General features: G+C 36.2%; 21 protein-coding genes. 14 read left to right on the top strand and 7 right to left on the bottom strand.

All coding sequences use genetic code 11. The features are described 5' to 3' along the window. Positions 1-10: 10 nt before the first annotated feature. From tkt to ACW0JX_RS16220, 6 genes are all read left to right on the top strand, one after another. Complete coding sequence (tkt, locus tag ACW0JX_RS16245) at positions 11-2,005, top strand: transketolase (RefSeq protein WP_459244928.1); 1,995 nt, start codon at positions 11-13, stop codon at positions 2,003-2,005. 112 nt (positions 2,006-2,117) lie between these two features. Further along, on the top strand, positions 2,118-3,011 hold the full coding sequence (gnd, locus tag ACW0JX_RS16240; RefSeq protein ID WP_053563941.1) for a phosphogluconate dehydrogenase (NAD(+)-dependent, decarboxylating): 894 nt from the start codon (positions 2,118-2,120) through the stop codon (positions 3,009-3,011). A gap of 109 nt (positions 3,012-3,120) precedes the next feature. Further along, positions 3,121-3,789 (top strand): fructose-6-phosphate aldolase, encoded by a 669-nt coding sequence (gene fsa / locus ACW0JX_RS16235; RefSeq protein WP_000667692.1) that lies wholly within the window; start codon positions 3,121-3,123, stop codon positions 3,787-3,789. Positions 3,790-4,184: 395 nt separating this feature from the next. After that, positions 4,185-5,510, top strand: coding sequence for a gluconate permease GntP (gene gntP, locus ACW0JX_RS16230; RefSeq protein ID WP_001057601.1), 1,326 nt, complete (start codon positions 4,185-4,187; stop codon positions 5,508-5,510). A 131-nt stretch (positions 5,511-5,641) separates the two neighbouring features. Further along, positions 5,642-7,183: a gluconokinase gene (gntK, locus tag ACW0JX_RS16225; protein WP_149216484.1), complete on the top strand. Its 1,542-nt coding sequence runs from the start codon at positions 5,642-5,644 to the stop codon at positions 7,181-7,183. Between the two features lie 120 nt (positions 7,184-7,303). After that, positions 7,304-8,371, top strand: coding sequence for a lactonase family protein (locus ACW0JX_RS16220; protein WP_459244927.1), 1,068 nt, complete (start codon positions 7,304-7,306; stop codon positions 8,369-8,371). A 69-nt stretch (positions 8,372-8,440) separates the two neighbouring features. Here ACW0JX_RS16220 and ACW0JX_RS16215 read toward each other — a convergent pair whose 3' ends face one another. Further along, the gene (locus tag ACW0JX_RS16215; protein ID WP_001162788.1) at positions 8,441-8,614 is read right to left on the bottom strand and encodes a DUF1272 domain-containing protein; all 174 of its coding nucleotides are present in this window, start codon (positions 8,612-8,614) and stop codon (positions 8,441-8,443) included. A 196-nt stretch (positions 8,615-8,810) separates the two neighbouring features. On the opposite strand from ACW0JX_RS16215, the gene ACW0JX_RS16210 reads away from it, so the two are divergent. Both ACW0JX_RS16210 and ACW0JX_RS16205 read left to right on the top strand, forming a co-directional pair. After that, positions 8,811-9,632, top strand: coding sequence for a pentapeptide repeat-containing protein (locus tag ACW0JX_RS16210; protein ID WP_459244926.1), 822 nt, complete (start codon positions 8,811-8,813; stop codon positions 9,630-9,632). Positions 9,633-9,651: 19 nt separating this feature from the next. Beyond that, positions 9,652-10,188 carry a hypothetical protein gene (locus ACW0JX_RS16205; RefSeq protein WP_459244925.1) on the top strand — a complete coding sequence of 179 codons (537 nt, stop codon included), beginning with the start codon at positions 9,652-9,654 and terminating at the stop codon, positions 10,186-10,188. Between the two features lie 17 nt (positions 10,189-10,205). Here the strand turns inward: ACW0JX_RS16205 and ACW0JX_RS16200 are convergent, their stop codons facing one another. Continuing rightward, complete coding sequence (locus ACW0JX_RS16200) at positions 10,206-11,090, bottom strand: DMT family transporter (protein WP_000814762.1); 885 nt, start codon at positions 11,088-11,090, stop codon at positions 10,206-10,208. Positions 11,091-11,295: 205 nt separating this feature from the next. On the opposite strand from ACW0JX_RS16200, the gene ACW0JX_RS16195 reads away from it, so the two are divergent. Together ACW0JX_RS16195 and ACW0JX_RS16190 are read left to right on the top strand one after the other, a co-directional pair. After that, on the top strand, positions 11,296-11,463 hold the full coding sequence (locus ACW0JX_RS16195; RefSeq protein WP_000875292.1) for an SH3 domain-containing protein: 168 nt from the start codon (positions 11,296-11,298) through the stop codon (positions 11,461-11,463). A 118-nt stretch (positions 11,464-11,581) separates the two neighbouring features. Further along, the gene (locus ACW0JX_RS16190) at positions 11,582-12,382 is read left to right on the top strand and encodes a glycosyltransferase family 2 protein (RefSeq protein ID WP_089171474.1); all 801 of its coding nucleotides are present in this window, start codon (positions 11,582-11,584) and stop codon (positions 12,380-12,382) included. On the opposite strand, the gene ACW0JX_RS16185 is transcribed toward ACW0JX_RS16190, so the two are convergent. The 5 genes from ACW0JX_RS16185 to ACW0JX_RS16165 all read right to left on the bottom strand — a co-directional run bounded on the left by ACW0JX_RS16185 (position 12,351) and on the right by ACW0JX_RS16165 (position 17,220). After that, positions 12,351-13,274: an NAD-dependent epimerase/dehydratase family protein gene (locus ACW0JX_RS16185; protein ID WP_141241010.1), complete on the bottom strand. Its 924-nt coding sequence runs from the start codon at positions 13,272-13,274 to the stop codon at positions 12,351-12,353. The two genes, ACW0JX_RS16190 and ACW0JX_RS16185, sit on opposite strands and share 32 nt — an antisense overlap. Continuing rightward, positions 13,271-14,494 carry a methyltransferase domain-containing protein gene (locus ACW0JX_RS16180; protein WP_446025780.1) on the bottom strand — a complete coding sequence of 408 codons (1,224 nt, stop codon included), beginning with the start codon at positions 14,492-14,494 and terminating at the stop codon, positions 13,271-13,273. Before ACW0JX_RS16180 ends, ACW0JX_RS16185 begins: the two co-directional genes overlap by 4 nt. Positions 14,495-14,506: 12 nt before the next feature. Then, complete coding sequence (rfbG, locus tag ACW0JX_RS16175) at positions 14,507-15,562, bottom strand: CDP-glucose 4,6-dehydratase (RefSeq protein WP_446025779.1); 1,056 nt, start codon at positions 15,560-15,562, stop codon at positions 14,507-14,509. A 1-nt stretch (position 15,563) separates the two neighbouring features. Next, positions 15,564-16,331: a glucose-1-phosphate cytidylyltransferase gene (rfbF, locus tag ACW0JX_RS16170; RefSeq protein ID WP_000648807.1), complete on the bottom strand. Its 768-nt coding sequence runs from the start codon at positions 16,329-16,331 to the stop codon at positions 15,564-15,566. Between the two features lie 115 nt (positions 16,332-16,446). Next, a complete protein-coding gene (locus tag ACW0JX_RS16165; RefSeq protein WP_000750972.1) occupies positions 16,447-17,220 on the bottom strand; it encodes a glycosyltransferase family 2 protein in 774 nt (257 codons plus the stop codon). Between the two features lie 261 nt (positions 17,221-17,481). On the opposite strand from ACW0JX_RS16165, the gene ACW0JX_RS16160 reads away from it, so the two are divergent. The 4 genes from ACW0JX_RS16160 to ACW0JX_RS16145 all read left to right on the top strand — a co-directional run bounded on the left by ACW0JX_RS16160 (position 17,482) and on the right by ACW0JX_RS16145 (position 20,549). Further along, on the top strand, positions 17,482-17,889 hold the full coding sequence (locus ACW0JX_RS16160) for a MerR family transcriptional regulator (RefSeq protein WP_000285639.1): 408 nt from the start codon (positions 17,482-17,484) through the stop codon (positions 17,887-17,889). A gap of 119 nt (positions 17,890-18,008) precedes the next feature. After that, positions 18,009-19,337 (top strand): hemolysin family protein, encoded by a 1,329-nt coding sequence (locus ACW0JX_RS16155; protein ID WP_000402258.1) that lies wholly within the window; start codon positions 18,009-18,011, stop codon positions 19,335-19,337. Positions 19,338-19,388: 51 nt separating this feature from the next. Beyond that, positions 19,389-19,802, top strand: coding sequence for an ATP synthase subunit I (locus tag ACW0JX_RS16150; protein WP_000613876.1), 414 nt, complete (start codon positions 19,389-19,391; stop codon positions 19,800-19,802). 198 nt (positions 19,803-20,000) lie between these two features. Next, entirely contained in the window at positions 20,001-20,549 is a 549-nt protein-coding gene (locus ACW0JX_RS16145) for a DUF2179 domain-containing protein (protein WP_459244924.1), read from the top strand. The last annotated feature ends 109 nt before the right edge of the window (positions 20,550-20,658 follow it).

The raw sequence follows: 20,658 nt of genomic DNA, 5'->3' as shown, positions 1-20,658 counted from the left end.
GACGATTACTTTGACACAAAACATAAATCAATTAGCAGTGAATACACTTCGTACGTTATCGATTGATGCTATTAATGCGGCAAACTCAGGTCATCCAGGTCTTCCGATGGGAGCAGCACCAATGGTTTATGCATTATGGGCGAATCATTTAAATTACAATCCTAATCACCCAGAATGGTTTAACCGTGATCGTTTCGTTTTATCGGCGGGACATGGATCTAGTTTGTTATATAGCCTACTTCATTTAGCTGGATATGACGTTTCAATTGATGACTTGAAAAACTTCAGAAAGTTAAATAGTAAAACACCAGGACATCCTGAGTTTGGTCATACTCCTGGAGTTGAAGCGACTACAGGCCCGTTAGGACAAGGGATTGCGAATGCTGTCGGAATGGCAATGGCAGAAGCGCATTTAGCAGCGAAGTTCAATAAGGATGGTCACTCTATTATAGATCACAATACGTACGCTTTAGTCGGAGATGGTGACTTAATGGAGGGTGTCGCTTATGAAGCGATGTCAATGGCAGGACATATGAAACTTGGCAAGTTAATTGTACTGTATGATTCAAATGAAATTTCACTTGATGGTGAATTAGGCATTGCTTTCTCTGAAGATATTCAGAAAAGGGCAGAATCTGTACATTGGCAATATGTAAGAGTTGAAGATGGAAACGATGTCGATGCTATTACAAAAGCTATTCAATCAGCGAAAGAAAATACGGATCAACCTACTCTTATAGAAATTAGAACTATTATAGGTTATGGAAGTCCAAAAGTTGCTGGAACGAACAAAGCACATGGTAATCCGCTTGGAGTAGAAGAGGCAACAGCGACAAAACAAGTGTATGGTTGGGGTTATGAGGAAGATTTCTTTGTACCTGAAGAAGTAAAAGCTCATTTTAATGAACTGAAACAAAAAGGTATTGAAAAAGAAAATGACTGGAATGAGCAGTTCAATTCATACAGAGAGTCGAACCTTGCACTAGCAGATGAATTAGAAAAAGCGATTACAGGTGATGTTTTAATTGAAGCGAAAGACATTCTATCCTTTGATATTGAAAAAACGATTTCCACTCGTGTTGCAAGTGGGGAAGCTATTAATCATTATGTGAAATCGATTCCTTCTATTTTCGGTGGAAGTGCAGATCTTTCTCATTCCACTATGACAGATATAAAAGGTGAAGCAGTATATGCAGTAGAATCATATGCTGGACGAAATATATACTTCGGTGTACGTGAACATGCAATGGGCGCGGCAGCGAATGGACTGGCTCTCCACGGAGGAGTAAAACCTTTCGTAAGTACATTCTTTGTATTTAATGATTACCTTCGTCCATCGATTCGACTGGCTGCACTGCAAAAGTTACCTGTTACTTACGTATTTACACATGATTCGATTGCTGTAGGAGAAGATGGTCCAACGCATGAACCAATTGAACAATTGGCAGCGCTTCGAGCAATTCCTGGTTTAACAGTTATCCGTCCGTCAGATGCAAATGAAACAGCAAGTGCTTGGGCGTATGCTTTACAGCAAACGGATGGTCCAGTCGTTTTAGTACTGAGCCGTCAAAATTTACCGGTGTTTAATGAAACGAAAGCGAACATAGAGAATCTCTCTAAAGGAGCTTACGTATTAACACAAACAAATGAAAATCCGGATGTAATTTTAATTGCGACAGGTTCTGAAGTATCCTTAGCTGCTAGTGCAAAAGCGAAATTAGAAGAAGATCAAGTTTCTGTTCGTATCGTTGCAATGCCAAGCTGGGAGTTATTCGATCGTCAATCGAATGAATATAAAGAATCCGTTCTTCCGTCTTCTGTAACGAAACGAGTATCTCTTGAGATGGGTGTATCTCTCGGGTGGGAGCGTTATGTAGGACAAGAAGGAAAAGTACTATCAATTGAAACATTTGGAGCTTCAGGCACTGGAGCTGAAGTCATGAATCTATTTGGATTTACGACAGAAAATGTTGTTCAAATTACAAAAAATGTGTTGAATTCTTAAGCTATGACTGTGAATACCTTTCTGTACATACTAACATATCAGTGCTGAAAGGTATTCCAGATTGTAGTGATATGAATTTTTAATAAAAGATAATTTGAGGAGGAATTATATTATGCAAGTAGGATTAATTGGGTTAGGTAAAATGGGATTAAATTTAGGGAAAAATTTAATGGATCATAAACATGAAGTAGCAGCATTTGATTTAAATACGAGCGCAGTAGAAGAAATGAAAGAGTACGGGGCAACGGGTACATCTAGTTTAAGTGAACTTGTTCAGTCATTACAATCACCAAGAATTCTTTGGGTAATGGTACCACACGCTGTTGTTGATTCTGTTATTGATGAGGTTACACCACTTTTATCAAAAGGAGATATTTTAATTGAAGCTGGTAATTCACATTATAAAGAGTCTATCCGCCGATATGAGCAATTAAAGAAAGATGGCATTCACTTTATGGATGCAGGAACTTCTGGCGGAATGGAAGGCGCTCGTAATGGTGCTTGTTACATGATCGGAGGAGATCAAGAAGCTTGGGACATCGTTGAACCTATCTTCCGCGATACTGCTGTAGAAAATGGATTCTTATATGCTGGAAAAGCTGGTAGTGGTCACTTCTTAAAAATGGTTCATAACGGAATTGAATACGGTATGATGGCTGCTATTGGTGAAGGATTTGAGATTCTAGAGAAAAGTGAATTTGACTACGATTATGAAAAAGTATCAAGAGTATGGAACAACGGTTCAGTCATTCGTTCTTGGTTAATGGAATTAACAGAAAATGCATTTTCTAAAGATGCAAAACTGGATGAAATTAAGGGTGTTATGCATTCTTCTGGTGAAGGAAAATGGACAGTAGAAACAGCATTAGACCTTCAAACAGCAACTCCTGTTATCGCAATGTCTCTATTAATGCGCTACCGCTCATTAGACAATGATACATTTACAGGAAAAGTTGTAGCAGCTCTGCGCAATGAATTTGGCGGACATGCAGTAGAAAAGAAATAAAGTGAAACTTTAATAAGTAGGGGCTTTATTCCATACCAATCGGGCTTTTACGGGATAAGCATATTAAACATGTAAATCATCAACGTTTAAAAACTGGAGGGAATTGATCATGAAATTTTTTATTGATACTGCAAATCTTGAGGACATAAAAAAAGCATATAAACTCGGAGTTTTAGCTGGTGTTACAACGAATCCTTCTTTAGTAGCAAAAGAGGGTGTTAAGTTTGAAGACCGTATCGCAGAAATTTGTCAGGCAGTACCTAAAGTTGAGTCTGTTTCGGCAGAAGTAACGCCAGATGCTGTTACAGCTGAAGAAATGATTGCTCAAGCAGAAGAATTAATTAAAATTAACGGTGGCGATAAAAATGTCACGATAAAACTTCCAATGACGCTAGCAGGATTAGAAGCTTGTCGCTATCTTACTGAAAAAGGTGTGAAAACGAACGTTACACTTATTTTCACTGTGAACCAAGCACTTTTAGCTGCTCGAGCAGGTGCAACATACGTTTCTCCATTTTTAGGACGCTTAGATGATATTTCTGAAGATGGTGTACTATTAGTTGCTAAAATTGCTGAATTATTCGATGTTCATCAATTAGATACACAAATTATTGCGGCTTCTGTCAGACATCCAGATCATGTAACTCGTGTAGCGATGGCAGGTGCTCACATTGCAACAATCCCTTATAAAGTAATCGAGCAACTTGCTATGCACCCATTAACAGACCAAGGTATTGAGAAATTTGCTGCGGATTGGGCGAAAGCTCCTAAATTATAATGCATGAAAGTGAAGGTGCTTTCCGAAAATTGCTTTTCATGAGAGGACAAATCCTAAGTAACTTCATCGTTTAAACTGGATCCTGATTTTGTAGTCTTACTACGTGAAAAAAGCAGAGATGAAAGTGTCATTCACTTTTAAAAAAGGAAAAATTGATCGCGCGAAGCGTTTATCACAATAACATTATAATTATGAAAGAGAAATCCCCTTATTAGAGAGATGAGTTATAGTGTATCTCTAATAAGGGAGATTCTTTTTATATAAATCATTATGATGTGAAGATGCTTTTAAACGTATAGCAATATGAAAAGGTATCTTTTACTCAAGTAAGAACTATATAGGTTCTTTTAATTATATAGTAATTATGAAAGGGTTTACATAAAGGGGGATTGAGTATGAATATGTACCTTTTAATTATTACATTATTATCAATTGTAATTGTTATTTTAGGGGTATCGTGGTGGAGATGGCATGCGTTTATTAGTTTAACGGTTGCAAGTTTGTTTTTAGCAATTATGTCTGGAATGCCAATGGATAAAATAGTGAGTGCTTATGAAACGGGAGTCGGAAGTGTTCTCGGGCATTTAGTAGGTATTTTAGTATTAGGTACAATTTTAGGGAAAATGATGGCAGAGTCAGGTGCTGGAATGCAAGTGGCAGAGTTCTTTATTAAATCCTTTGGGATAAAAAACTTACCATGGGCTATGTTAATTGCAGGTTTTATTATTGGAATTCCGGTGTTTTTTGAAGTAGGTATTTTAATATTACTGCCGTTAGTAATTTCAATTCATAAAACAACGAAACAAAATATTTTATTGATAGCATTACCAGCAATTGCTGGGCTATCTGTCGTACACGGCCTTGTTCCTCCGCATCCAGGGGCAATTGTAGCAATTGGTATTTATAAAGCGAATCTTGGGAAGGTACTATTGTATTCACTCATTATTACATTTTTTGCAGCGATTATTGCAGGTCCTATATTTGCGAAATGGATTCACAAACGTGTAATTCCTGAAAATGAGCCAGAATTGATTCGTGTAAATACAAAATCAACGAAATTACCAGGAATAGGAGTTTCATTTTTAGTTATTTTGTTACCTGTTATGTTAATGGTTTTAGCTGCAGCAGCTCCTTATGTGCCTCTTTCTACTACTTTGATGAAGACTGTCACATTAATCGGTAGTCCTATCATTGCACTATTGATTGCATGTTTTGCAGCGTTTTATTTTCTTGGATTTCGCCAAGGTATCGATAAAAAGGCTATTAAGAAGGTAACAGAAGATAGCTTATTACCAATCGGTTCAATTGTTGCGATTATTGGTGCTGGCGGGGGATTTAAGCAAATTCTTATCGATAGTGGCGTAGGGAATGCTATTGCTCAAATGTCTGAGCATTTAGCTCTATCCCCAATTGTATTAGCATTTATAGTAGCAGGATTAATTCGAATTGCGACAGGGTCAGCGACAGTCGCTTTAACAACAGCAGCGGGTATCGTTTCGCCAATCGTTGAAAATACAACAGGTGTGAACTTAGAGTTACTCGTTATTGCAACAGGTGCAGGAGCATTAATGTTTTCACACGTAAACGATGCTGGTTTTTGGATGGTAAAAGAATACCTAGGGTTAACAGTGAAAGAAACATTTAAAACATGGACGGTATTAGAAACGTTACTTTCATTTATCGCTTTTGGAGGAGTTTTACTACTCGATATGTTTGTTTAAAATAAGGATATTTTTATATGAATGTAGAGAGATAACTTTAGCACATAACGTTATGAATAGATAAAATAAATGTATTTTTATGGTTCTTATATTATTAGGATACTGTAGGGATTTTTTGTTAGGAGGAAGAAATGGTGAGCTCAAAATATATGATTGGTGTAGACATTGGGACAACTAGTACAAAATCAGTTCTATTTTCTACTGATGGATCTGTTATTGCTAGTCATGGAATTGAATATCCTTTATATTCTCCTACGCCTGAAACAGCGGAACAAGACCCAGAAGAAATTTTTCGTGCAGTAATAAATACGATTAAAGAAACTGTACGATTAAGTAGTGTACAGCCAAGTGATATTCTTTGTGTCTCTTTTAGTTCGGCAATGCATAGTCTCATTGCTGTAGATGAAAAGGGGAATCCATTAACGGGATGTATTACTTGGGCAGATAATAGAAGTGCAAGCTGGGCGGAGAAAATAAAGAATGATATGAATGGTCATGAAATTTACCTTCGTACTGGCACACCAATTCATCCTATGTCACCGCTTTCGAAATTAGTTTGGCTACAGAATGAGCAGGCAGAATTGTTTGCAAAAAGTTATAAATTCATTTCTATTAAAGAATATGTTTTTTACAAGTTATATAAAGAGTATGTAATTGATTATTCTATAGCGTCAGCAACAGGGATGTTTAATTTGAAATCTTTAAAATGGGATGAAGAGGCTTTACATGTTGCGGGAATTACAGATGAAAAGCTTTCTAAACTTGTTCCAACAACGCACAGTTTAACAGGATTAGATGAAGAGCTTGCCAAAGAGATGAATGTACTTGTTTCTACGCCTTTTGTAGTAGGAGCGAGTGATGGAGTACTATCTAATTTAGGTGTAAATGCAATAGATCCTGGCGTTGTGGCTGTTACAATTGGTACAAGCGGTGCGATACGTGCTGTAACAAATCGTCCTGTAACAGATCCAAAAGGTAGAATTTTTTGTTATGCGTTAACTGAAGACCATTGGGTAATCGGTGGACCAGTTAATAATGGCGGTATGATTTTCAGATGGGCTCGTGACCAATTGGGTACTTCAGAGATTGAACTTGCGAAGCGTTTAGGGAAAGATCCATATGAAGTACTTACTGAAATAGCAGCAAAAGTGAATCCTGGATCTGACGGTTTATTGTTTCACCCGTATTTAGCAGGGGAAAGAGCTCCTTTATGGAATGCAAATGCACGAGGATCTTTCTTTGGACTCGGATTGCATCATAAGAAAGAACATCTTATCCGTGCTGTTTTAGAAGGAGTAATTTATAATTTATATACGGTTCTTCTCGCTTTAAAAGAGTTAATTGGCGAACCGAAAAAAATTCAAGCGACAGGCGGCTTTGCAAGGTCGGAACTTTGGAGACAGATGATGGCGGACATCTTCCATCAAGACGTATATGTTCCGGAAAGTTTCGAAAGCTCTTGCTTAGGAGCTGCAATCCTAGGTTTATATAGTTTAGGTGAAATAGATACATTATCTGTAGTTTCTGAAATGGTAGGTGCAGATTTCCATCATGAGCCAAACATGGAAAGTGTGGAAAAATATAAAGATTTAACGCCAATCTATATCCGTCTGTCCCGTCAATTGGAAGAAGAATATGAAAGTATAGCAGCGTATCAAAAAAAGTGGGTTTAAAAGCTATTTACCAAGAAAATATGGTAACGTATAAAGAGGTACTCCGATTTTTTAGGATACTCTTTCAACATAAAATATTTTAAGAAGCATGATGAACGAAAAATATAGGGAGAGAGGGTTATGAAAATGAAGGATAACAAAGAGTTTATTGGATATGTTGGAACTTACACGAAAGAAAATAGCGAAGGAATATATAAGTTTACTTTAGACACAGAAGCAAAAAAAATTAGTAATGTAACACTTGCCGCTAAGCTGGATAACCCTACATATGTAACGATTAACCGAAAGAATGAATATCTCTATTCTGTTGTTAAGGAAGGCGAATCTGGCGGTGTAGCTGCGTATTCCATTGATAGTCATACTGGAGAACTAATAGCGAAAAATAGACAAGTAGTAGAAGGTGCTTCTCCTTGTCATATTAGTGTTGATAGTGGAAATCATACAGTAGTTACAGCGAATTACCATAAAGGAACGATTGAGTCTTTTGAAATAAATGAAGAAAATGGAACTGTAAATCCTGCTTCATCTATTATGGCACATGAAGGTTCAGGTCCGAATAAAGAAAGACAAGAAAAACCACATGCACATTACGCGGGGTACACTCCTGATGAAAAATATGTAGTGGGCGTTGATTTAGGGATAGATAAAATAATTACGTATGAAGTAAAAGATAGTACATTAACAGAAGTGAATCGTTTATCTGTAAATCCAGGAAGTGGTCCAAGACATATTACTTTTCATCCGAATGGAAAGTATGCGTATGTGATGACGGAGCTTAGTTCAGAGATTATTGTGTTAACATATAATCCTGCAGAAGGATCCTTTACAGAATTACAGTATATTTCTACTGTTCCAGAAGAGTTTGATGAAAATAATCAAGGAAGTGCGATTCATATTTCTTCTGACGGCCGTTTTGTATATGCAGGTAATCGTGGTCATAATAGTATCGCTGTTTATAGCGTAGATCAAAATTCAGGTCAGCTTACATTTGTTGAACACACATCTACAGAAGGAAATTGGCCAAGAGACTTTGTATTAGATCCTACTGAAAAGTTCCTTGTTGCTACAAATGAAAAGTCACATAATCTTGTGTTATTTTCAAGAGATGAATCTACAGGTAAGTTAACACTTTTACAATCTGATGTTGCTGTGCCAGAGCCTGTTTGTGTGAAGTTTGTAAATGTTTAAGTTGTGTTCGATATAATTTCATAAACTTAGAAAATAATAAAAAGCAAAGCGATATCGCTTTGCTTTTTATTATTTCTTTTTCGGTCTACGTACTAATTCGCCGCCGCAGTTTGGACAAACGTTATGTCTTTCTTCTGTACATGGTGCGCAAAATGTACATTCATATACACAAATGTATGCTTCAGAATCTTGTTCGAGCGATTGATCGCAAATTTGACAGTTTGTTTTCATTTCTAGTGCCATAATAAGTCTCCTTTTTAGTTAGAAAATTTATAATTTAATTATAATTCATTAAATAGAAATAGTCCTTTTCAATTGAAAGGAAATCGAATAATAAATTTATGAATTGAAACGAAAGATGCTGGTTTATTTTAAAATTGATTATTTATTACAGTTGGAATATTATGAAATAGTCAAAAGACAACAGGGGGTATAGATTTTGACTAATCATAACGATCATTTAAAAGCAAAATGCGAAAAATGCTTCGGTCTATGTTGCGTTGCATTACCGTTTGCAGCATCGGTAGATTTTGCAGTGAATAAAGATGGTGGTAAACCATGTTCCAACTTACAATCAGATTTTAAATGTAGTATACATAAAAATCTTAGAGGAAAAGGTTATAAAGGTTGTACAGTATTTGAATGTTTCGGTGCTGGGCAGAAGATTTCTCAGGGTACGTTTAAAGGGATTGATTGGAGGAAAGATGCAAAGCATGCAAGAAAAATGTACGATGCTTTTCCGGTTATGCATCAACTTCATGAAATGCTTTGGTATTTGAATGAAGCGATTCTTTTAAAGGCAATACAGCCAATTCATAAAGAGCTGGAGACCGCAATTGAGGAGACAGAGCGACTTTCGAATTTAAATCCAGATGAGTTAATGAAAATAAATGTTCCAATGCATAGGGCAGAGGTGAACATTCTTCTTTTAGAAACGAGCGAATTAGTATGGAAGGAAATGAATACTGCGCGTAAGAAACGAATCATTCACCGCGGAGCAGACCTTATGGGAGCGAATCTGAAAAAGAAAAATTTACAAGGTGCAAATTTAAGAGGAGCTTACTTAATTGCGGCTAACTTAAATGGTGCAGATTTAAGAGGAGCAGATCTCATCGGAGCAGATTTGCGAGATGCAGATATTCGCGGGGCTGATTTTACTAATAGTATTTTTCTGACGCAAGTTCAAGTTAATGCTGCTAGAGGGGACAAACATACGAAATTACCGAAATTATTGTCTCGTCCATCGCATTGGAGTGCGTAAAGAGTGAGGAGTATTTAGTGTGGATATATTTCAGTATTTAGAAGAGATGCAAGAGGATGTCTTTTCGTTAGCAGTAGAGCAAATAGAAGCGAAGTATTATGATATTTGTTGCATGTTGGCGTCTACAGAATATGCAGAACGAATTAAAGTAATTGATGTAGAGTCATATAAGGTAAGTATTCGAGTAGGTTTGGATGCAGCTGTAGAAATGGCTACTAATGAAGAAGCAAAAGCGATTTATTTTGAGTATGACCTTGATAACGAGTGGACTAGTCAGTTTTATATTTGTGAGGAGTATGCTCCACTTGAAGAAGAGGATGATGATTGGGCTTCTGAATGGACATATGATGTTGAGGGACCGGAGTCTATAGAATTAGCGGATATGTATAATGAAAATGGCTTTGACACAAGTGAAAAAGCAATCGGTATCACTTTATATTTAATTGCTAAAACGATGTGTAGTTTTATAAGTGTACGTAGTGAAGTGCAAAATAATATACCGATTTGTATTGGTTTTCACGATCAAGATCCAATAATGCGAACAGGCAGAGACTAAGAATCTCTGCCTGCTTTTTATTTCTTTTCAAAAGTAGTAATTAAAACGCTACATATAATAAGAATACCACCAATAAAAAAGTTACTATTTAATGTTTCATTTAAGAGCAACCAACCAAGTAACGATCCAACGATAGGTTGGAAGAAGAAAAATAAGGAACCTATGCTTGCATCCAGTAATTCTAATCCTTTATTCCAAAGGAAAAAGGCACCTGCTGTTGAGACGATTCCTAAGTATAATACGCCTAATATTACGTACGTATTTACTGTTCCGATAGAGGCCGCTTGTAGCTCCCATATCATAAAAGGTGTAATAAAAAAGAGTGAAAAGAAAATTGCGTACGTTGTAATAACTAAGGATGAAAATTGGATTGAAGCGATTTTTACATAAATAGATAGTAAAGCCCACGTAATAGCGGCTCCAACTAAAATGATTGTTCCGATAAAATAGGAGCCAATTTCAATATCCCATCCGATTACGATAATGACACCGATTGTCGCTATTATAGTAGATAAAAGTCTACGAGCAGTTAGTTTTTCTTTCAAAATGAGCGCTGCAAATATAACCATAAATGCAGGTGTAGCTGATGTAACTAACGAGCCTGTATGAGCGTCGGATAATTTTGTTCCGATAAATTGGCATGTGATCGAAATGAAATAGCCGATAAATCCAATCCAAGCGAATAGGAGCCAATCTTTTTTGCGAATGGTTACTTTTTTCTTTTGTTTTTTCTCAGCTAGTTTCAAAATGCCATATAAAACAACAAAAGCGATAATAAAGCGTAGCCAAACGAGTGTTAGTGGTGGGATAAAATCGAGTACGTATTTGCTAACAACATACATACCGCCCCATATACTTGCTGCTAGTGATAAGTATATAGCTCCTAAAATTGTTTGTTTCATTTGAAATACCTCCGTCTATTTTTAGGGTAATATGAGCTCCCTAAGACGAGGCATAGTGTATGTGCTAAATGAATGCCCGTCTTAGTTTATAGACGGCCTACAGGTTGATCGTTTTCGAATGAAGTGTTGTAGTACATGAGTGCATTCCTCCTTCATAATTTTATAATGATATTATAACTTAATTTTCAGTTTATTGGAGGTTCTTATGAAATATATCGTTATAAAATCACATGTTAGCAATTATCCTAATCCAATTCGCTTAGAAGAGAGGGGTGTAGTGAAAATGATAGAGAGTTACGTTGGTCCAGAAGACTGGGAAAACTGGATGTTTTATCACGAAGAGAAGTATAACTGGAAAGGATGGGTTTGGTGAGAAGGAACAGATGATGAGAAGGGCTGGACACCAAAGGAAAACTTACAAAAATATTAATAATAATATTTGATCAATAATTAGGAAACATATTTTTGCTTATGAGTATATTGGTTGTAGGATAAAAAGTAGATTAATAGAGAAAGAGGAGGAGATTATTATAACTACAACCGTTATTTCGCATTTTTACAATGAAGAGTATTTATTGCCATGGTGGCTTATGCATCATACAAAACTTTTTGATCATGGTATTTTAATTAATAAAGGTTCAACAGATCGTTCCGTTGAGATTTGTAAAAAATTCGCACCGCATTGGGAGGTGCGAGATTCTGTAAATCCAGAGTTTGATGCATATGCGACAGATCATGAAGTGATGAGAATAGAACAAGAAGTACAAGGATGGAAAATGATTTTAAATACGACTGAGTTTCTTTGTGTGCAAGATAAAAATCAGTTTTGGAAATCGCTAAATGAATTGGGGGGGAGGATGTATTGGCTGGAAGGGCTTATTATGGTTGATGATCCTAACTATAATTATCCGGGACTTAACTTTGGAATACCTTTAATGAAACAGCGATTTCATGGTTATTTACCAGAGGAGTGGAGACTATGGAGAAGGGGCAGATTTATTCATAATCATGAGCATGGAAGTTATACGGTTGGAAGACATTTATCTGCGCATGAATCGATGATTTATCCACCTCTTGCCTGTATATTATGGTTTGGGTTTAGTCCGTGGAACGATGCGATGAGAAAGAGAAAGTTACAAATTGGTCCGACTCTTTCTGAAGCTAGTAAGCATGGGGGAATGGGTACGCATCATATTGTTACGCCGGAAAGATTAGAAGAATGGTATAAGGAATTAGCGAGAGGAACGAAGGATTTACGTTTTAATGATGCATATCGTTATGTTTTTGTATAAATGATTTCCACCATAAAATTGTTTCTTCAATTCCTGTATTTAAATCGTATGTTGGTTTCCAGTTTACTTCAGTTTTTAAACGTTCTACACTAACGCCGACGAATAAAGGTTCATCCTTAGAGAAAGGAATCGCGTCTAGTTTAATTAAATGTTCTTTTCCTATTTTTTTAGAGATGATAGAAGCTAGTTCTTTAATTTGTACAGATTGACCTGAAGCGATATTAATGGTGCCTGTAACGCCATGTTCTAATATTGTTACGAGAGCGTCAGCGACGTCACTCACATGGAGGAAATCTCTCGATTGTTTTCCATGTGTACATAGTGCTTCCTCATTTTTTAATAAGGAAGTGATAATGTTAGAAACGAGCCGATTCCCTTGTTCGTAAGGTCCATACATATGAAAAATGCGGCCCCAACACATGCTGAGGCCTGTTTGTTGTGCATACGTTGCTAACCAGGAGTGCAGTGCGTTTTTACATAATGAATACGGGGTTTTATAAGAAAGAAGCGGCGAATCTTCAAATAATACGCCGTTAAACCATTCGTATTCTGCGCCAGTACCTGCAACGACAACACGCTTTCCGCCGCATGTTGTGAAGTGTTGAATCAATGAAATACTAGAATTTAGCCAATAGTAATTATTAATAGATACATAGCATGCTGGTGGCACTGCTTCCCAAGCAAGGTGGATGAGATGGCTAGGCTGAACGTCGGAAATGAATTGTTTTACTTCGTCATCGCGAAGCAAGTTTACTTTATGCCAATGGCAAGGGAGGTGAGAGGGTTTATTTTTATTATACGTGGCGTGCACTTCATATCCCTTTTGTATAAGTGAATGTACAACATATTTACCTATCCAGCCACTACCACCTGTTACAACAACTTTCTTCATGGCTCGATCACCTCAACTTCTGGAACCGTCACTAAAAATTTACCGCCCCATTCACGAATGAAAGAGCATTCTTTCATAATTTCGTCTTTCAAATTCCAAGGAAGTATGAAAATGTAATCCGGTTTTGTACGTTTAATTTCTGCTGGAGATTTTATTGGAATACGAGTTCCTGGTAAAAGGAGATTTTGTTTGTGAGGATTTTTATCTACTGTATAAGCTAGAAATTCTTTACCTATCCCGCAATAATTCAAAAGGGTGTTTCCTTTAGCTGGAGCACCGTAACCGATAATTTGTTTGTTTAAAGCTTTCGCTTCAATAAAAAACTTTAAAATATTTATTTTCAATTGTTCGATGCGTTTAGAAAAAAGGAGATAGCAATCTAAAGTATCTAACCCGTGGTCGACTTCTTTTTGAATTAATTTTGTAACATTGGAATGGATAGTTGATTGGGCACTTAGATGGTTTACAAAAATACGTATTGAACCACCATGCGTTGAAAGTTCTTCTACATCAACAATTTGTAAATGATGATGAGCTAAAATTTTTTGTAGGCTTATAAGTGAGAAATAGGAGAAGTGCTCATGGTAGATCGTATCAAATTGGTTAAAGGATATAAGGTTTAATAAGTGCGGGAATTCAATCGTTATCGTGCCATCACGTTTTAATAGTGTTTTTAAACCAGCGACAAAATCATGCAAGTTCGGAACATGTGCTAATACGTTATTTGCGACGATTAAATCAGCTTGTGGCAATTTTTTTGCTAAGTCATTACTGAAAAAATTTACTTCAGTAGGAATTCCTTTTTGGACAGCAATTTCTGCTACGTTTTTTGCGGGTTCAATTCCTAATGTCTCGATATTTTCTTTTTGAAAGTATTGTAATAAGTACCCATCGTTACTTGCAATTTCAATTACTTTTGAATGTTTCGTTAAGTTGAAACGCTTAATCGCCATTTCTACGTATTGTTTAGCGTGTAGTAGCCAACTTGAGGAGTAAGAGCTGAAGTATAAATAGTTATGGAAAATATTTTGCGGGGATTCAAATTCATCTAGCTGTACGAGTAAACAAGAGTGACAAATAAATGTGTGCAGCGGATAAAAAGGTTCCATTTTATATGAAGTTTCAGGAGCTACAAATGAATTAGCAAGAGGGGAAACGCCCAAATCTAAAAAAGTGTTGGTTAGTAATGAGTGGCAAAAACGGCATTTTTTCTGTTCCATTTTATAGCCCCCTTATAAATTTTTGAATGCATCGATTTGTTGTCGCGTGAAAGATTCTATATTTTCACCGGATGCATATTTTTTATACCAATCAACAGTCCAAGCGATAGAATCATCTGTTGATAACTTAGGAGTCCAGTCGAGTTTGTTTACTGCTTTTGTACTGTCCAGTGTTAAGATAGGTGATTCATAAGGAGTATTTGTAGAGGGGAAAAGGATTGTTAGTTGTTTATTCCATAATTTTATTACAGATTGAATGACATCATAAACTGTTCTGTTAGGTTCGTTCAACGGGCCGAAATTCCACGCTGTTGCATATTCGGCGTCTTGCCAAAGATTTTCAGCTAAAAGAATATAGCCGTGTAAAGGGTCTAATACGTGTTGCCACGGGCGAATAGCGTTTTTGTTTCTAATAGTTAATGTACCATCTTGTAAATATGCACGAATGATATCTGGGAATAATCGGTCTTCTGCCCAATCACCACCGCCGATGACGTTACCTGCTCTTACTGAGGCGAGTTTCTGAGTATTAGTGCGGAAGAATGATTTTTGATAGGATGTTGCCACTATTTCAGTGCAAGCCTTACTAGCACTATAAGGGTCGAAACCTCCTAGCCGGTCACTTTCCACGAATGCCCGGTTACCGCTTCCGTCATTTTCATAACATTTATCACTTGTAACATTAATGATGCCACGTATACTTTCTATATGTTTTGCCGCTTCTAATACGTGAACAGTACCTAAAACATTCGTTTTGAATGTATCGATAGGATTTTTGTATGAAGCGGTTACGATTGGCTGAGCTGCTAAATGAAATATTATGTCAGGTTTATGCTGTTTCATGGCATGAAATAAAGAATGGTAATCTGTAATATCGCCTTTCATTGTCGTGCACTCTTTTGCTACGTTACCTTGTTCAAAAAGGTTAGGAATGGATGGGGGATGAGAAGAAAAGCCTACTACTTCTGCACCTAAAGAAGTTAAGAAAAGGGTGAGCCATGAGCCTTTAAATCCAGTATGTCCCGTAATAAATACTTTTTTCTTATTCCAAAAAGATGATGAAGCCATATTACCAAACCTTCCATGGAGCGTTATTACTTTCCCATAGCTCGACTAATTTATTTTTATCGCGCAATGTATCCATCGGATGCCAAAAACCAGAATGTTGATATGCGGCCAATTCATTTTTGTTTACTAACTGAACTAAAGTGTCTGTTTCAAAAACAGACTTATCTCCACTAATGTAATTGAAAACTTCAGGATTTAAAACGAAAAATCCACCGTTAACCCATCCGCCATCACCTAATGGTTTTTCTTGAAAAGATGTTACAGACTGTTTATCTAATATGAGAGAACCAAATCTACCAGGAGGTTGTACGGCAGTAACAGTAGCCATTTTCCCATGTTTTTTATGGAATGTAATAAGTTCTTTTATATTTACATTACTTAATCCATCACCATAAGTGAGGCAGAAAGGTTCGTCTCCGACATAATTTTGAATCTTTTTCACTCGGCCACCCGTTTCGGTATTTACACCAGTATCGATTAGTGTAACTTTCCATGGCTCTACACGATGAGAATGGCTAGTAATTGTATTATCGTTTAACTGTATTGTGAAATCAGACATGTGTAAGTTGTAATTTAGAAAGAACTCTTTAATTGCATATCCTTTATAGCCTAAGCAAATAATAAACTCAGTAATCCCGTAATGACTATACAAACTCATAATGTGCCATAGAATGGGTTTTGTTCCAATTTCAATCATAGGTTTCGGTTTTAAATGTGTTTCTTCCCCAATTCTTGTACCGTACCCACCAGCAAGAATAACAGCTTTCATTTTTTCCTCCTAAAATAAAAATTTATTATTTATACAGTATTCATGTTTTATGCAAATGAGATTGTTTTTGATTAAGCGAATGAAAATGTTTGAGGTGATGACGATGCAGAAAATATTACGGTTTGAATTTTGGGAATAATTCTTGATATTCAGGGTTATGACGGAGGTCTTGTGTTAGGTTACTAAGCTCTAAAAAACGTATGTCCAGTACTTCAGGAGATTGACCGTAATGTGTTTGAAGCCCCATTTGAATACCCCTTTTTGAAAGGGTAGGTGTAATTTGTAATTTTCTTGCTTTTGATTGTTCATTCCAAGGGCTAAAATAGAATTTTAAAATAAATGAAGGATAGTCATAAATTATATATCCGTGCCGCGAATGATGTCTACCAGGTAAATATGCACCGTCTAGATGATTGTGAATAAATCTCCAAGCACATCCTAGATTTGGGTTATAAGGGAAGACACCGTGGTATCGCTGTTCTACTAAGGGGATAGAATATCTAGGCTTTGAATAATTATAATTATGATTATCTATCATTAAAATCATTCTAATCGCATACATGTTTTGGCCTAGTGTATGAAGAGATGAAAAAAATTCTTCAGTATTATTACAACAAAAGAATTCAGTAGTATTTAAAACGATTTTCCAACCTGAAACTTCTCTTTCAATTTCCATCACTTCAATATCAGTATTAGTTGGATCAAACTCAAGAAATCTTGAATTTCGTACTTCCCAGTGGGGTGCTAATAGTTTACAAATCTCTACGGAACGATCTGTAGACCCTCTATTAATTAAAATGCCGTGATCGAATATTTTCGTGTGATGCATAAGCCACCATGGAAGTAGGTATTCTTCATTATAAAAATGAGAAATGATTGTCTTTTTCATGTTAATTCCCTCCTATACAAGCAATCGTTATTAGTAGGATATGCTTTTAAATAAGAAAGGTTAAAAAGGGCAGACAATGTAGTGATTAGGTAATAGTTTAGTGATTTTATTGCATAAGTGTAGATTACTCGTATTGAATAATCATAGGATGAGATTGAAATTTTGTATAAATTGTGAATAATAAACCGTCACGTTTGACTGTACAGTTTATGTGTTGTATGATGTAAGTAATATAAACAAGGGGGGAAGATCGTTGGGAAGGTGTATCGAATCGGACAGTTGGCTCTCATGGCTCACGTGTCGAAACGAACGATTGATTATTATACGAATCTAGGTATCTTAAAAGCGGAGCGATCTCAATCTAATTATCGCTATTACGACGAAACAGCATTTGAGACATTACAATTTATTGAGAAGTGCAAAGAAATGCATATGCCGCTTTGTGAGATTAAAGAGAAAATCGAGGAGAAGAAGAAGCTGCTCGGTATCAATGAACACGTTTCGAAACAAGTGAATGAAGTGACAGACCATATTCATCGATTAGAAGTGGAGCTTACTGAGTTAAAACCGCTTTTAGATGAATTGACTGATTCACAACGTGAAAAAATATCGAAATCTTTATCAGGTCAAACGACAGCTTTAATACAGACACTTGCTCTATTATTATAGAATAAGTGAAATCCGACCTCTTTAATTTTTGTATCGGGCTATGTTTTCTAACAAACAAATAAGAAAACATTATAGTATACAGGAGGTGGACACCTTAGTTTTTTAACTAAGGGGATTCATTGGAAATATTTAATTTAGTCATGGTTGCGATTTTAATCGCATTTACTGGATTTTTCGTAGCAGCAGAGTTTGCGATTGTAAAGATACGTTCAAGTCGTATCGACCAGCTTGTTGCGGAAGGAAAACGCGGTGCTTTAGCAGCGAAAAAGGTAACAACAAATTTAGATGAATATTTATCTGCTTGTCAATTAGGTATTACAGTTACAGCTATGGGATTAGGTTGGTTAGGTGAACCGACAATTGAAAAGTTATTACACCCGTTATTTGAGAAATGGAACTTAAATCCTTCCATTTCATCAGTATTAACATTTGGTCTTGCTTTTATGATTATGACGTATTTACACGTTGTAGTAGGAGAATTAGCTCCAAAAACGATGGCAATTCAAAAGGCTGAAAGGGTAACGTTATTATTGGCAGGCCCATTAATGATGTTCTATAAAGTAATGTATCCATTTATTTGGGTATTGAACGGTTCAGCTCGTGTGATAACTGGTTTATTTGGTTTAAAGCCAGCTTCAGAACATGAAGTAGCTCATACAGAAGAAGAATTACGTCTTATCCTTTCAGATAGCTATGAAAGTGGCGAAATTAATCAAGCTGAATACAAGTATGTAAATAACATTTTTGAATTTGATAATCGTATTGCAAAAGAGATTATGGTACCGCGAACAGAAATCGTTGGTTTCTACCTGGAAGATTCAGTAGAAGAACACATGAAAGTAATCCAAAATGAGCGATACACACGTTATCCGATTTTTGGAGAAGATAAAGATGATATTATCGGTATGGTCAACGTAAAAGATTTCTTTATTCGATATATGACCGAGGATCAAAAAGATTTATCATCTATTCGCTCGTATATGCGTCCGATTATTGAAGTGATGGAAACGACTCCAATTCACGATTTATTACTTCAAATGCAGAAGAAGCGAATTCCGATGGCTGTTTTATATGATGAGTACGGAGGAACAGCCGGAATTGTAACGCTTGAAGATATCTTGGAGGAAATCGTCGGCGAAATTCGTGACGAATATGATGAAGATGAAGCACCGCCAATTCAACATGTGAACGAGCAACATATCATTGTTGATGGAAAAGTGCTTATCTCAGAAGTGAAAGATTTATTTGGATTACACATCGAAGAAGATGATGTGGATACAATCGGTGGATGGATTATGATGCAAAATCATGAAATCGAAGAAGGACAACACGTTGAGGCAGAAGGTTATGAATTTAAAGTGTTAGAAAAAGACGCTTACCAAATTAAACGTGTTGAAATTCGTAAGATGGAACAAGAACAAGAAGAAGAGAAAGCAGCAACTGTGTAAGTTGCTGCTTTTCTTCTAAAGTACAAAAATGAGAACTTAGGAGCGGATATTTTGATTCAAGAAGCCTTACGTGTATATCGATTACAATTGTATGTGATCTTTAGTGGTTTACTACTTATGTGGACGATTACTCCGTTTGGAAAACAAGTGACAGGGTTCGGTATTGGATTAGCAGTAAGCGCCTATTGTCTTTGGTTATTAGCTCGCAGAGTGGAGAAACTCGGGAAAAGTATCGTAATGAAGGAAAAGGCTCCTGGATTAGGAGTTTTAAACCGATTTGCAGCTGCTATTTTAGGAGCTATCATCATGTATGAAATTGAGCATGAAATGGAAATGTGGGCATTCGGTACAGGTATTTTAGGTGGTCACTTTTTAATGATTGCAAATTTAGCTTATGCAAATATGCAATTAGTGAAAGAAGAAGAGAAGCAAAGGGAACATGCTTCGAAAAATATAGAGCTATGATGAAAGGGACCTAATCGGGTTCCTTTTTTAGTTTAGCGATAATATACAAGTAATCAAATTAACGACAAATATAATACGCTTCTTTTTTTCGTTTTTCAATAGTATGAAAAATAATAAAAAAATTTTAAAAAACCCATCGATTTCTAAAGGTTATGTATGTTATTATGACAAAAGACTTTTTGAAAGAGGTGGATACCAATGTTACAAGCGCTACTTATTTTTGTGCTTCAAATTATTTACGTTCCAATTTTAACAATCCGTACGATTTTGCTTGTAAAGAATCAAACAAGATCCGCTGCTGGTGTTGGATTGTTAGAAGGAGCTATTTACATTGTCAGTTTAGGTATTGTGTTTCAAGATTTATCAAATTGGATGAACGTCGTTGCCTATGTCATTGGCTTTAGTGCGGGACTGTTATTAGGCGGTTATATAGAGAATAAATTAGCAATTGGTTATATTACGTATCAAGTTAGTTTACTAGACCGTTGTAATGAATTAGTAGATGAGTTACGTCACTCTGGATTTGGCGTTACAGTATTTGAAGGCGAAGGTATTAATTCTATACGTTATCGCTTAGATATCGTCGCAAAGCGTTCTAGAGAGAAAGAGCTTTTAGAAATCATTAATGAAATTGCACCGAAAGCGTTTATGTCTTCGTATGAAATTCGTTCGTTTAAAGGTGGATATTTAACGAAGGCGATGAAGAAAAGAGCGTTAATGAAGAAGAAAGATGAACATGCATCGTAAAAAAGAGGAGTAGTGCTGCATTAAAAGCGCAGTATAAGTCTAAATGTAAAAGAGAGGAATCTATTTTGATGTAGATTCCTCTCTTTTTTTATGAAAAATATTCATCTGT

The sequence above is a fragment of the Bacillus sp. C-3-6 genome (assembly GCF_054509685.1).
Note: the sequence above shows the minus strand (reverse complement) of the source record. Positions and strands in the feature narration are given on the sequence as shown.

Bases quoted from the DNA above. Each gene is read 5' to 3' on its own strand.
- ACW0JX_RS16195 (WP_000875292.1), top strand. From the start codon at position 11,296: ATGAAATATATCGTTATAAAATCACATGTTAGCAATTATCCTAATCCA.
- gntK (WP_149216484.1), top strand. From the start codon at position 5,642: ATGGTGAGCTCAAAATATATGATTGGTGTAGACATTGGGACAACTAGT.
- ACW0JX_RS16215 (WP_001162788.1), bottom strand. From the start codon at position 8,614: ATGGCACTAGAAATGAAAACAAACTGTCAAATTTGCGATCAATCGCTC.
- ACW0JX_RS16220 (WP_459244927.1), top strand. From the start codon at position 7,304: ATGAAAATGAAGGATAACAAAGAGTTTATTGGATATGTTGGAACTTAC.
- ACW0JX_RS16180 (WP_446025780.1), bottom strand. From the start codon at position 14,494: ATGGAACAGAAAAAATGCCGTTTTTGCCACTCATTACTAACCAACACT.
- rfbF (WP_000648807.1), bottom strand. From the start codon at position 16,331: ATGAAAGCTGTTATTCTTGCTGGTGGGTACGGTACAAGAATTGGGGAA.
- ACW0JX_RS16185 (WP_141241010.1), bottom strand. From the start codon at position 13,274: ATGAAGAAAGTTGTTGTAACAGGTGGTAGTGGCTGGATAGGTAAATAT.
- ACW0JX_RS16165 (WP_000750972.1), bottom strand. From the start codon at position 17,220: ATGAAAAAGACAATCATTTCTCATTTTTATAATGAAGAATACCTACTT.
- rfbG (WP_446025779.1), bottom strand. From the start codon at position 15,562: ATGGCTTCATCATCTTTTTGGAATAAGAAAAAAGTATTTATTACGGGA.
- ACW0JX_RS16145 (WP_459244924.1), top strand. From the start codon at position 20,001: ATGTTACAAGCGCTACTTATTTTTGTGCTTCAAATTATTTACGTTCCA.
- gnd (WP_053563941.1), top strand. From the start codon at position 2,118: ATGCAAGTAGGATTAATTGGGTTAGGTAAAATGGGATTAAATTTAGGG.
- gntP (WP_001057601.1), top strand. From the start codon at position 4,185: ATGAATATGTACCTTTTAATTATTACATTATTATCAATTGTAATTGTT.
- fsa (WP_000667692.1), top strand. From the start codon at position 3,121: ATGAAATTTTTTATTGATACTGCAAATCTTGAGGACATAAAAAAAGCA.
- ACW0JX_RS16200 (WP_000814762.1), bottom strand. From the start codon at position 11,090: ATGAAACAAACAATTTTAGGAGCTATATACTTATCACTAGCAGCAAGT.